Below are 12,837 nucleotides of genomic sequence, written 5' to 3'. Positions count from 1 at the left end.
TTTTTTAGTTTTTGATTTTTACCAGAACTTTTATATTGTAGTTGTTTAATACTTTTTTATTGTTTACAATTTTACCATTAGCATTCATATAAGTTATCACTATTTTATACTTTGGAGTTTCTACATTCTGAATCATTTTTTTATTTTGATTAGAGTTTCTGTTAAACTCAGGATTTTTATTCACAAAATAGGTAATTGGAAGCGGAATAATCTCCTGGTTAATTTGTAACGTAAATCCAGAATCAACAACTGTAGATTTTAGGGTATAACTTTTATTTTCAATTGTTAAGCAATCTTTACATTCAAAATTTTTCTCGTATGAAGAAAGAGTAAACGACATATCATATCCGTGAATATTTTCTATAGCATTTTGATCATTATCATAATAATAGTAATAAAAGTCGTTTTTGTTTTTATCTTCTCTGTCATATGAAGCTCTGTATTCGTAACCCAAAGCTTCCATAATTTTATAATCGCCGGGATTTTTATCTTTTTTAAGAAGTGCATCTAATTTATTTTTCGCATACGGAATCATAATTTCTACACCATAATTATTTTCTAAAAAAGAAACAATACTGCTTAAATCCTGCTCTTCTTTAAAAGAAAGTTTTTTATGATTTGTGTTTTGCATAAAAGTTTCAAAACGCGATAACTGGCTGATTTTCGAAATAGAATTGGCACTTTGCGGACCAACAATTGAAAACAATCCTGCCAAACACATACTTATTGGGATAAACTTGATTTTTGGCTGTTTTTGGATTAAAAAATAAGCGACAACAATCGATAACCAAATCGATAATAATAATACGTAATAACGTTCATGCGTAAATCCGTAAAGATTGATTCGGTACAAAATTGCCCAAAAAAGTAATCCCAATAAAGGAATTAAAAGAAAATAAAACCAACGATTGAATGTTCGCATCCATAAATTATTAGTTTCAGCCGCAATAGGATGAACCAATAAAAAAGAAAGGATTCCGAAAATGGCAAATACCAAAACAAGGTAAGAAACCCAGCCAACAGGCAAAGAAAGTGTTACCAGAATTTTAGCTTCGTAACATATTAAAATCACCAAATACAGACTTATAAGTGGTAATAAAACATATTGTGTAAAGTTTTTAAGTCCTTTAGGATAATTTAAAACCAAAGGATCTTCGCTGTTATTAGTTTCGGGAACTCCGTTTAAGAAGAAAATAGTATTAAAGATTCCTGCAATTACAAAAAACACATGCAAATAAATATGATCGTAAAATTCAACCTTAAATAATTTATCAACCGCCAATATTGCCAATGCTAAACCGGAATAAAGTACAACGCTGTATAATCCGGCTGTTAAAATCCTGAGAAAAAGTTGTTTATTGAATTCCCAAAATTCATCCTGATTATAAGTTCTGGGTATAAAACCGGCAAAAGAAACTAATAAATGCAGTGAAATATTCAGAACAAAGAATAGTTGGATTTCGAGATCTGTGACGTTTTTGTGAAAATTAAAAATAAAGAGAACAATAAGGCTTCCAAGTACTAAACTAGTCAGGAAACGCAACAGATTATTTCTTTTTGAAGCTAAGAAATACAAACTCACAGAAAGAAATAAAACCAAACATAAAGAACAACTCATTAAAGCCTTTTCGTAAAGCTCTTTATTGGGATCGTTGTATTCTTTTTCGTTAAGAATAATGGCGATAATAGTTCCTAAAATTGCGGTTATGGTTTCTAACGGAAATCTTAAAACTGTTTTTAGTGTTGCGTTTAGAACGTTTTGTAACGAAGGAAGTCGGCTCATTTTTTAATCAGTTATATTGTACTAAGAAAGGTAAATTGTGAGAGATAACCAAATAAAAGTAATAATCATAAAAAATTGTTCAAAGCATTTTATTGAATTAACATTTCAGTACTATTTCAATTATAAACAGACGTTTTTTTCTCTATAAATTAGTAAGTTTGGGTTACTAAATTAAAACGTATGAAAAATAAAATGATCCTCGTTTTACTTGCTTGTGGAGGTGTAGTTTTTTCGCAGGCAATTAAAAAACCGCTAGTTTCAGCAATTACAGATAAAGACCTTAAAACCGATATGTACCAGATGGCTGGCGATCATTTTAATGGCCGTGAAGCAGGAACTTTAGATGAGTTAAAGGTATCGATGTGGCTGGCAGATAAAGCCAAAGAAGCAGGAATGGCTCCGGCAGGTGATGATGGAACTTATTTTCAGTTTTTTGATATGTACAGGCATCAGGTAACTTCAAACACAAAATTTAAAATTGGACAAAAAGAATTTAAATTGTGGAAAGATGTTCTGGTAGCAGAAACAACAAATATAAAAGTGGATGCATCTTTAATTTATTTAGGAGCTGCAACAAAAGAGGAAATTGAAAAAGCAGATATCAAAGGAAAAGCAGTTGTTATTTTAGCTTCAAAACAAGGAATTGCAGATGATATTTCGTTGTTTGACAGACGTTATCCTGGTCTTGTCAGAAGCAAGTATTACGATCTTGTAGCTAAAAAAGGCGCAGGGGCATTAATTATTGTGGCGGATGCATTAGCAGAAGAAAGCTGGTCGCAGGTTGAACCGCAAATGACAAGAGGTGTTTACGGAATTGAAGGATTTAGAGATAAAATTGGCGCAACAATTCCGGTTTTCTGGGTTCATAACGATCAACTGGAATATTTAAAAAACACAAAAGATCTTTTGTCTGCCGAAGTTATTTCTGAAACTTATAAATATCCTTCAGTAAATATTGTGGGTACAATTGCAGGAACTGATGCTAAATTAAAAAATGAATATGTTCTTTTTAGCGGACATCAGGATCACGATGGTGTAAGACAAAAATACGGAAAAGACTCTATTTATAACGGAGCTGATGATAATGCAAGTACTTGTGTAGCAATGTTAGCGATTGCAAGAGCCTACAAAAAACAACCCGGAAAAAGAACCGCTTTATTTGTATTTCACGGTTCAGAAGAGCGTGGATTGTTAGGTTCAAGATGGTATGCGTCGCACTCAACAGTTCCTGAAAAAGATATTATTGCAGTATTAAACGGCGATATGATTGGCAGAAATAATGTAAACCAGGCAGCACTTTTAGGTTCTAGTTCTCCTCACGAAAACTCATCAGATTTAGTGGCTATTGCCAAAAGAGCAAATGATGAAGGTCCAAAATTTGACTTGGATAAACTTTGGGACAGACCGGAACATCCTGAGTATTTTTACTTCCGTTCAGATCATTTACCTTATGCAAAAAGAGGAATTCCATCTGTTTTCTACACCAGTGTTTTGCACAGTCAATACCACACACCAATGGATGAATCTGAAAATATTGATTTCGTAAAATTACACAAAATGACAGAATGGATGTATCGCACAGGCTGGATTTTATCTAACGATGCAGGTCGTCCTAAAACATTACCAAATGTACAATTAGAGCGATAACCTACAGGTTTAAAAGAAAGAAGTTTTTTTATCCATCTCGAATTATGACGCGGATGAAACGGATTTTTTCTTAAACTGGTGGAATAAAACTAATGCTTTAATTATAGTATATCTTCATTAAATAAAATCCGTTTTTATCCGCGTCTTCGCGATAGCGAATCCGTTTAATCAGCGTCGAGTTAAGTCACAGATAAAAATACAAAAAATAAAAATGGCTGTCTAAATGAATAGACAGCCATTTTTTTATATAAAATGTTTTCAGATTGGATTACAATCCAAATTCAGCTTTTACTTTGTCAACAAAATCAAGTTTTTCCCAAGTAAACAACTCAACAGTAACAGTTTTTACGTGTCCTCCCGGAGCCGAAAAAGTTTTAGTTACAACTTCTGGTGTACGTCCCATGTGTCCGTAAGCAGCAGTTTCGCTATAAATAGGATTTCTTAATTTCAAACGTTGCTCGATAAAGTAAGGACGCATATCAAAGATAGCTTCTACTTTTTTAGCGATTTCACCGTTAGTCAAGTTTACTTTTGCAGTTCCATAAGTATCAATAAAGATTCCCATTGGTTCAGCAACACCAATTGCGTAAGAAACCTGAACTAAAATCTCGTCAGCAACACCAGCAGCAACTAAGTTTTTAGCGATATGACGTGTAGCATAAGCAGCACTTCTATCCACTTTACTTGGATCTTTTCCAGAGAATGCACCACCACCGTGAGCACCTTTTCCACCGTAAGTATCAACAATGATTTTTCTTCCTGTTAAACCAGTATCTCCGTGAGGTCCTCCAATAACGAATTTTCCTGTTGGGTTAATATGGTAGTTGATTTTATCATTGAATAAATGCGCGTGAGTTGGATTTTTAGCAATGATTCTTGGAATCAAAATATCGATAATATCCTTTTTGATTTTAGCAAGCATTGTAGCTTCTTCATCAAAATCATCGTGTTGCGTTGAAATTACAATCGCATCAATACGAGTTGGTTTATTATCATCGCTGTACTCTAAAGTTACCTGCGATTTTGCATCAGGACGTAAATAAGTGATTTCACTGTTTTCACGTCTTAAAATTGCTAATTCCTGTAATAATTTATGGGATAAATCAAGTGCCAAAGGCATGTAGTTTTCAGTTTCGTTAGTTGCGTAACCAAACATCATTCCCTGGTCTCCTGCACCTTGCTCTTCTGGCTTAGCTCTGTCAACACCCTGATTAATATCTGCTGATTGCTCATGAATTGCAGAAAGAATCCCACAAGAATTTGCTTCAAACATATACTCGCTTTTTGTATATCCAATTTTACGGATTACATCGCGCGCAATTTGCTGCACATCAAGATAGGTATTCGATTTTACTTCACCAGCTAAAATTACCTGACCTGTAGTAACAAGAGTTTCACAAGCTACTTTTGAGTCAGCATCAAATGCCAAAAAGTTATCAATTAATGCATCCGAAATTTGATCTGCAACTTTGTCTGGATGCCCTTCACTAACAGATTCTGACGTAAATAAATAAGCCATAATAATTTATTAAATTAAAATTAAGTGAGGAAAAAAATTGCTTAAAAAGGGCTAAAGGAGAATATCTGCTTTAGCATTTTTTACTACTGAAATTAAATTCTTCAGTATTCATAACGAACCATTTCATTATGAAGAGGTTGCAATCAGTTCAAATTTTTCCTCTGTATTAGGGTGCAAAGGTATAAAACCATTTTGATTTGCAAATTAAAGTTCCCTTTTTTTTAATTTTATATGCAGAAATTTAACATAACATACTATTTCGATAGGGTAATAGAAATTATTTCAGTTTTTGTTTGGTCGATTAAAAAATAGTTTGCAAATTTGCCCCATCAAAATAAAAGAAAAGATGAAATTAACTATTTGCAATATGTCTTGTATGATGCCGGAGCCTTCCGCAGAGACGCTGTTGTAGTTTTTTTTCAAAAATATATATAGAGCCTCTGCCAACCGCAGAGGCTTTTTTATTTGCAAAAAACTCAAAATAACGAATCACTTTTCAAACCAAAATAATAATCAATCAGAAAAAAGCAATGAAAAAAAATGTATTACTAGCATTAAGTTTTTTGACAATTTCGGGCGTTTATGCCCAGGAAAATAAAAAAGAGCAAGACAGCTTAAAAAATAACGAATTATCAGAAGTTACCATAGTGGGATCCAGAAGTAAAAACCGCGTAAAAACCGATGTTCCAGTTCCGGTAGATGTTTTTAATATCTCTGAAATTCACAAAAGGTTCTCCGCAAACAAGCGTTACCCAGATCTTAAATTATGTTGCACCATCTTTTACAAGTAATGCAACTTCAACCGCAGATGCTACAGATCACGTTGATCCTGCACAATTAAGAGGATTAGGACCAGATCAGGTTTTGATTTTGGTAAACGGAAAACGAAGACATTCAAGTGCGTTAGTAAACATTAACGGATCGCCGGGAAGAGGATCTGTAGGAACAGATTTAAATGCAATTCCGTCATTTGCAATCGAAAGAATCGAGGTTTTGCGTGACGGCGCAGCAGCCCAATACGGTTCTGATGCGATTGCGGGAGTTATTAATATTGTACTGAAAAAGAACGCTAATTTTATTTCAGGAGGAATTCAGTACGGAACTAATTTATCTTCAGGATCAAATAATTTCAAAGGCGGAGCCGATGGACAAACTTTACAAGTAGATCTTAATTACGGAACATCATTAGGTAAAGCAGGAAGTTTCCTGAATGTTACCGGAAGCGCCGTAACCAGACAAGCAACAAGTCGTGCCGGAATTAGAAACAATGGTATTTTTAATGCTTATAACGCAGTCGAAAACAGAGCGGCTCAAAATGGAGTTGCAATCAATTCATTGTTTAGCAATATTAATAACACACCAAATTCGGCACAAATTATAAGTTCATTGCAACAATATGCGCCACAGGTTAGCTACTTTACACCGGCACAACAAACTGCAATTTCATCGGCTACGACACTTACGCAAATGCAAACCGCTTTGAATTTTGATGTAACCAATAATGAAATCGCTTACAGAGGACAAGAAAGAAGCGATTATAATATGAGCGTTGGTCAGTCAGAACTGGCATCTGGGCAATTGTATTATAATACAAAATATCCTTTGACCGAAACTACCGCTTTGTACTCTTTTGGAGGAGTTTCGTATAGAAATGGTAAATCATATGCTTTTAACAGATTGCCAAATGGTTCAGGAACTTTCACGCAAGTGTATCAAAACGGATTTTTGCCGGAAATACAATCTAATATTTTAGATGCTTCATCTGCGGTTGGAGTTACAACAGAATTATTTGGTTTTGATACTGATATTAGTACAAATCTTGGAACAAACTCTTTTCAATATGATGTAAATAATACGATCAATGCAACTTTAGGAACTAATTCTCCTTCAAGTTTTGATGCAGGTAAAGTTTCGTTTTTGCAAAGTACAACCAATTTAGATTTCAGTAAAAAGCTGGATGTTTTAGAAGGATTAAACGTTGCTTTTGGAGGAGAATTCAGATATGAAAATTATCAGATCAAACAAGGAGAAGAAGCTTCGTACGGATTATATGACACAAATGGAAATGTAGTTCCGGGATTGTTGCCAAGTACATCTCCATTAATTGTTACCGACTTTTTTGGCAATAAACGTGGAGCAGGAGCACAAGGTTTTTCAGGTTTTCAACCAACAGATGCTAAAGAAAAAGACAGAAAAAGCGGCGCTGCTTATGTAGATTTAGAATTAAATGCGACTAAAAACTGGCTTATAAACGGAGCAGTTCGTTATGAGAATTATTCAGATTTCGGGAGCACCGTTATTTTTAAACCTGCATCTCTTGTAAAAATAAATGACAATATTAATTGGAGAATTTCTGGACAAACCGGTTTTAGAGCACCATCGTTACAACAAAAATACTTTGAAGCAAGTTCGACTCAGTTCATCAACGGATCTCCTTATCAGGTAGGTTATTTTACAAATGATTCGCAAGCGGCAAAAAGTATTGGAGTGGAAAATTTAAAACCTGAAAAATCAAAAAGTATCAGTACAGGATTTACATTTAAAATTCCTGAAGCAAATATCACTATTGCAACCGATGCTTATTTTACAAGAATCGACGACAGAGTAGTTTTAACAGGACAATATTCAAGACCAACAGATGCGCAAATAACCGGAGCAACATCGCCGGCACAAGGAGAAGCTTTGACATTGTTTCAACAAGCCTTTGATTTAAAAGGAGTAGAAAGAGCTTCGTTCTGGACTAACGGAATCAACTCTGAAACAAAAGGGATTGATATTGTAATTTCTCAAAAATACGATGTTATTCAGGATTTTACTATCAGAAACGATTTCGCTTTAAGCTACAATACAACCAAAAGAGTTGGAGATTTAAATGTTCCTCAATCTATTATTGATGCTGGTGGAGACGCTTATAAATATTCATTTTTTCCGGAGTCAAGCCGAATTTATTTAGAAGAAGCAATTCCGAAATTGAAAGCGAATTTAATGACAACTTTCAATATCAAGAAACTGGATATTTATTTAAGAAACAGTTATTTTGGAGAAGTTACAGATCCGGGAGCAACAGATGTAAATTTAGACGGATCATCATCCGTTTACGAACATCCTGTTTACAGCGCAAAATTGGTTACTGATTTATCTTTCGGATATCAAATCAATGAGAAATTCAGATTAACAGTTGGATTTAATAATATAGGAGATGTTTATCCGGACAGAAATAATCCTGCAACTCCTGCATTTACAAATACAACTCCAACATTGTCGCCGGCACCAAGCGCAGATTTAACAAATGCGAATCAGTTTGCTTATTCAAGAGCAGTTTCACAATTTGGATTAAACGGAAGATTTGGCTTTGCCAGATTAAGTTTCAAATTTTAAAAAATTGCCCACAGATTAAAACGGATTGAACAGATTCGCACAGATTTTTTTAGTCATTTTAATGCTAGAGAAAAGGCTAATGTTAAATAGATACAGGAAGATAAAATAACCTGTGTAAACCAGTTCAAACCCGTGCAATCAGTGGGTAAAATTTAAAGAAATACATCACTGTTTACAGGCTAATAAAACTTTTTAATGTTAAATGTCAGTTTTTGATTTGGTAGATCTGAAAATAGTTTATATATTTACTCTATCAAATTAGTCGAGTTTAAAAAGAGAATTAATTTAAAATAAAATGAAAATGAAAACAATAGCGAATAATATGATTATATGTTGTGAGATGATGCAAATGTGCATCCCAAATCGCTGTTGCCAAAAGTGAAAGAGTAAATCTTTGTTATAGTTAGACTATAAGCCCTTTTGGTAGCCATCCGAAAGGGCTTTTTTTTTCCACACTTTTAAAATTCAAATTATGAAAACATTAAATTCAATCGCAATAGAATATTTATTGAGAAACGATTCTAAAAAAAACAATAATACATCCGAAGAGATAACAAGAGAAGTTACCAGAATAAATGCAGAGCAGAATACCAAAATTCAAAAATCATTACTGTTTCAAATGTATGATCTTGAAGAAGAAGCAGAAGATTTTTTTGCATAAAACAGTCAATTACAATTTCAAAAATCAATTACAATAACAGTATCAATTGCAATTTTAAATTTCAATTACACAATATAAAGTATTAACAATATCTAAAAAAAACTAAGATCATGAGCACACAAAAATTCGCAACAAACGCACTACACGCAGGACACGATGTTACTAAAAATGCTGGAACAAGAGCAGTGCCTATTTACCAGACATCATCATATGTATTTAACGATTCAGATCATGCTGCCAATTTATTTGGTCTTGCCGAAGCAGGATTTATCTACACAAGATTAAATAACCCAACAAATGATGTTTTAGAACAACGTCTTGCAGCGCTTGAGGGCGGAATTGGAGCTGTTGTAACAGCATCAGGAGCATCGGCAATTTCGACCACTTTTTTGACTTTGCTAAAAGCGGGCGATCATATTGTAGCTTCAAATAGTTTGTACGGAGGAACTTATAATTTACTAAATGTAACTTTGCCTCGTTTAGGAATTACAACCACTTTTGTAGATCCGTCTCAACCGGAAAATTTCACTAAAGCCGCCAAAGAAAATACAAGAGCCTTTTTTGTAGAATCTCTGGGAAATCCAAAATTAGATGTATTAGACCTGAAAGGAATTTCGGCAGAAGCCAAAAACTTCAAAGTACCTTTTATTGTAGATAATACGGTTGCTACACCTTATTTATTGAACCCAATTCAATACGGAGCAGATATTGTAATTCACTCCTTAACCAAATATATTTCAGGAAACGGAACTTCATTAGGAGGCGTTATTATTGATGCAGGAAATTTTGACTGGTCAAACGGAAAATTCCCTGAATTTACAGAACCTTCAGCAGGATATCACGGATTGGTATATCATGAAGCTTTAGGAAATGCGGCTTTTATTGCAAAAGCAAGAATCGAAGGATTACGTGATTTTGGCGCAGCTTTGAGTCCGTTTAATGCTTTTCAGATTATTCAGGGATTAGAAACATTACCAATTAGAATCCAGAAACACAGCGAAAATGCTTTGGCTTTAGCTTCTTGGCTAGAACAGCAAGATGAGGTTGTTTGGGTAAATTATCCGGGATTAAAAACCAATAAATATTATGACTTAGCGCAGCAATATTTACCTAAAGGACAAAGCGGAGTAGTGACTTTTGGCCTAAAAGGAGGTTTTGATGCTGCTAAAAAAGTAGTAGATCAAACGAAATTATTCTCTCTTTTAGCGAATATTGGTGATACAAAATCATTGATTATTCATCCTGCAAGTACAACACACCAACAATTATCTGATGCGGATCAATTAGAAACAGGAGTTTCAAAAGATTTAGTCCGGCTTTCTGTTGGAATTGAAGATATCGAAGATTTAATAGCTGATTTGCAAGCCGCTTTCGCAAGCGTTACCCAATCGCAATACAGCGTTAATAAAAATTAGGTTTTTTTGTTTTTTGTTTGAAAAATTGCCTTTAGCAGCGTGAGTTCTGCTAGAGGTGATTTTTTATAAAAACACAGCATATATTTTTTACCATATAAGTGATATAAGTTCATTTTTAGTAGAGGCGTACAGCTTAGCTTAGTAGAGACGCACAGCAGTGCGTCTAAATATAGGAACAGCAGTGTAACAAAATATAGGAACAGTAGTTCGTCTAAATATAAACGTTCATAATATTAAATGAACTTATATCTCTTATATGGTTTAATTAACCCCCAATAAATTAAAAATTATGTCAAAGCTTAAAATAAATATCATCCTTTTTGGAATTGGAAATATCGGAAGTACTTTGATCAATCAAATTATAGAAAGTCAGGAGTTTTTTCTTGAAAGTAAAAATGTCGATTTTCATTTTCCGATTATTACAAATTCAACAGTAGCTTTTTTCGAGAAAGAAGGCGTAGGATATGCCTGGGAAACCAATTTTTTGGAATTGGCAGTTCCGTTTAAAGTGCAGGATATTATTGAATTTGCCAAAGAAAATGAATTTGAGAATCTAATCGCGGTTGATGCAACGGCAAGTGACCAACTAATTCATCATTATAATACTTTGATCGAAAACGGATTTAATATTGTGGCGGTAAATAAAAAAGCCAATACATTACCAATTGATTTGTATAAAGAAATCAGGTCGAATTTAAAAAAACACGACAAAGAGTTTTTGTATGAAACATCAGTAGATACGGGATTTCCGGTATTGCAGACTTTAAGAGATTTGTATTATTCGGGCGAAAAAATCACTAAGATACGAGGTGTTTTTTCAGATAATCTAAGTTATGTCTTTAACAGGTTTGCCCATGAAGAAGCTACTTTTTCCTCTCTTTTAAAAGATGCCAGTTTACTCGGATTAATGCGTTCGACATTTAAGGAAGACTTATCCGGAAATGATACAGCAAGAAAATTACTCATTTTGACCAGAGAAATTGGGAAGGATTTTGATCTTTCGGATATTAAAATCAATTCTCTAATTACAGAAGAACATCTGGAGAAAAACGGAATCCTGAACAAGGATGCAATTGATAGATCATTTAAAATTGCTAAAATTACCCAGAAAGATAATCACGTATTAAGATATGTGGGAGAATTTGATGTAGAGAAAAGCACCTTAGAAGTCAAATTAGTTTCAGAACCCATAACATCGGCAATTGGTCAATTGAAAGGTTCAGATACTATTTTTGAAATCTACACACAATCTTACGCAGATGTTCCAATTGCAATTCAAAGTGCTTCGGCATGCAAACAAGCCATTTCAAGAGGGATAATAACTGACATTTTGAAAGTAGCTGAAAAAATTAAAAATAAAGAAGCAGTTTGGTTGTAAGTGGTTTCAAATAGTAGTGAGTTGTTCTTTGATATAATGAAACAGGAAAGTTCGTTGAGTTATTTTTTGTAGGTTTTAGCTTTCAAATTTATAATTGCTAATTTTGTAAGATGTTTTTTAACGTTTAAATCGTGTTTTTTAACGATTTTTATGATTAATGTGTTGATCATCACTTGCATAATTGAAAAAATATTCGCACATTTGTAATACCTCAAACTGCAAAAACATAAAACTTAACTTTTTAACATTAGTTATGTGAATTGAAACAAAAGTTGATACAGCTTTATTTCTTTTTTGATTTTTGAAAGAAGGATAAGATTTAAAATTTCAACAGTTTCGAGAAGCTTATTAAAATAAAACAAATGCAAGAATTTTTTAAAATAGCAAGTAAATCACAGATGAATAAATCCCTACAGATGAACAAGATGTTTAACGTCGCACGTATTTGTGTGCGCGTCTGTTGATACTAAAAGTATATATGAGTTGTAAAACTTAAACCCTTTTGGTATTCGCGTCCAAAAGGGTTTTTTTATTCCATTTGGTTGCCATAACAAAAAATTAAACAAACAATAAAGATTATAAAACGCAAACTAACATAAACTTAAATATTATGAGCACATTAAACTACTTCACAAAAACTTTTTCTTCATTGAAAAACTTGAGAACTAAAAGAAACAATCCGCCACCGCCAACAAATGAATTGGTACATCCAAGATTTGGTATCAGCGAGGCAGATAAAACAGCAGAAAAAAAAGAGTCAAACTCATTATTGTTTTTGATGTATTCAAAAGAAAATGAAACACTTTTTATCTAAATCAAAAAGTATCATAAAATAGGGAATACCTGCTTAAATTTACTGGGCTAATTGTTCGGTAATTTTTTGCGTGCAAGAGTTTGTGTTTGAATTATCTTTAAGAAAATGATGAATCAGTTTCGATAAAATTTGTTTGTTTAAGAAATTAGTAGTTAATTTGCACCTTTAAGTTCAAAAACGTATTGAAATGTTATAAAGAAAGGACGAGGGATTAGACCCGATGAATCCTTAGCAACCCTTCG

General features: G+C 33.4%; 7 protein-coding genes and 1 pseudogene. 6 read left to right on the top strand and 2 right to left on the bottom strand.

What is annotated here, in order from left to right; genetic code table 11:
- Nucleotides 1-4: 4 nt before the first annotated feature.
- Complete coding sequence (locus tag ACHZDT_RS17380) at nucleotides 5-1,783, bottom strand: DUF4153 domain-containing protein (protein ID WP_394775913.1); 1,779 nt, start codon at nucleotides 1,781-1,783, stop codon at nucleotides 5-7.
- Nucleotides 1,784-1,963: 180 nt separating this feature from the next.
- On the opposite strand from ACHZDT_RS17380, the gene ACHZDT_RS17375 reads away from it, so the two are divergent.
- Nucleotides 1,964-3,430, top strand: a complete 1,467-nt coding sequence (locus ACHZDT_RS17375; RefSeq protein WP_394775911.1) for a M28 family metallopeptidase — start codon at nucleotides 1,964-1,966, stop codon at nucleotides 3,428-3,430.
- 268 nt (nucleotides 3,431-3,698) lie between these two features.
- Here ACHZDT_RS17375 and metK read toward each other — a convergent pair whose 3' ends face one another.
- Nucleotides 3,699-4,949: a methionine adenosyltransferase gene (metK, locus tag ACHZDT_RS17370; RefSeq protein WP_213294846.1), complete on the bottom strand. Its 1,251-nt coding sequence runs from the start codon at nucleotides 4,947-4,949 to the stop codon at nucleotides 3,699-3,701.
- A gap of 530 nt (nucleotides 4,950-5,479) precedes the next feature.
- On the opposite strand from metK, the pseudogene ACHZDT_RS17365 reads away from it, so the two are divergent.
- The 5 genes and pseudogenes from ACHZDT_RS17365 to ACHZDT_RS17345 all read left to right on the top strand — a co-directional run bounded on the left by ACHZDT_RS17365 (nucleotide 5,480) and on the right by ACHZDT_RS17345 (nucleotide 12,595).
- A pseudogene (locus ACHZDT_RS17365) lies at nucleotides 5,480-8,327 on the top strand (TonB-dependent receptor plug domain-containing protein).
- 472 nt (nucleotides 8,328-8,799) lie between these two features.
- Complete coding sequence (locus tag ACHZDT_RS17360; protein WP_394775910.1) at nucleotides 8,800-8,988, top strand: hypothetical protein; 189 nt, start codon at nucleotides 8,800-8,802, stop codon at nucleotides 8,986-8,988.
- 110 nt (nucleotides 8,989-9,098) lie between these two features.
- A complete protein-coding gene (locus tag ACHZDT_RS17355) occupies nucleotides 9,099-10,403 on the top strand; it encodes an O-acetylhomoserine aminocarboxypropyltransferase/cysteine synthase family protein (protein WP_394775908.1) in 1,305 nt (434 codons plus the stop codon).
- Between the two features lie 289 nt (nucleotides 10,404-10,692).
- Nucleotides 10,693-11,781: an aspartate kinase gene (locus ACHZDT_RS17350; RefSeq protein WP_394775907.1), complete on the top strand. Its 1,089-nt coding sequence runs from the start codon at nucleotides 10,693-10,695 to the stop codon at nucleotides 11,779-11,781.
- Between the two features lie 610 nt (nucleotides 11,782-12,391).
- Nucleotides 12,392-12,595: a hypothetical protein gene (locus tag ACHZDT_RS17345; protein ID WP_394775906.1), complete on the top strand. Its 204-nt coding sequence runs from the start codon at nucleotides 12,392-12,394 to the stop codon at nucleotides 12,593-12,595.
- The last annotated feature ends 242 nt before the right edge of the window (nucleotides 12,596-12,837 follow it).

It is taken from the genome of Flavobacterium sp., assembly GCF_043722275.1.
Classification (GTDB): Bacteria; Bacteroidota; Bacteroidia; order Flavobacteriales; family Flavobacteriaceae; genus Flavobacterium.
This window is presented reverse-complemented; position numbering and strand designations above follow the sequence as displayed.

What these genes read in the sequence shown, in the direction of transcription:
- ACHZDT_RS17380 (WP_394775913.1), bottom strand. Translation starts at nt 1,783, where the DNA reads ATGAGCCGACTTCCTTCGTTACAAAACGTTCTAAACGCAACACTAAAA.
- ACHZDT_RS17375 (WP_394775911.1), top strand. Translation starts at nt 1,964, where the DNA reads ATGAAAAATAAAATGATCCTCGTTTTACTTGCTTGTGGAGGTGTAGTT.
- metK (WP_213294846.1), bottom strand. Translation starts at nt 4,949, where the DNA reads ATGGCTTATTTATTTACGTCAGAATCTGTTAGTGAAGGGCATCCAGAC.
- ACHZDT_RS17360 (WP_394775910.1), top strand. Translation starts at nt 8,800, where the DNA reads ATGAAAACATTAAATTCAATCGCAATAGAATATTTATTGAGAAACGAT.
- ACHZDT_RS17355 (WP_394775908.1), top strand. Translation starts at nt 9,099, where the DNA reads ATGAGCACACAAAAATTCGCAACAAACGCACTACACGCAGGACACGAT.
- ACHZDT_RS17350 (WP_394775907.1), top strand. Translation starts at nt 10,693, where the DNA reads ATGTCAAAGCTTAAAATAAATATCATCCTTTTTGGAATTGGAAATATC.
- ACHZDT_RS17345 (WP_394775906.1), top strand. Translation starts at nt 12,392, where the DNA reads ATGAGCACATTAAACTACTTCACAAAAACTTTTTCTTCATTGAAAAAC.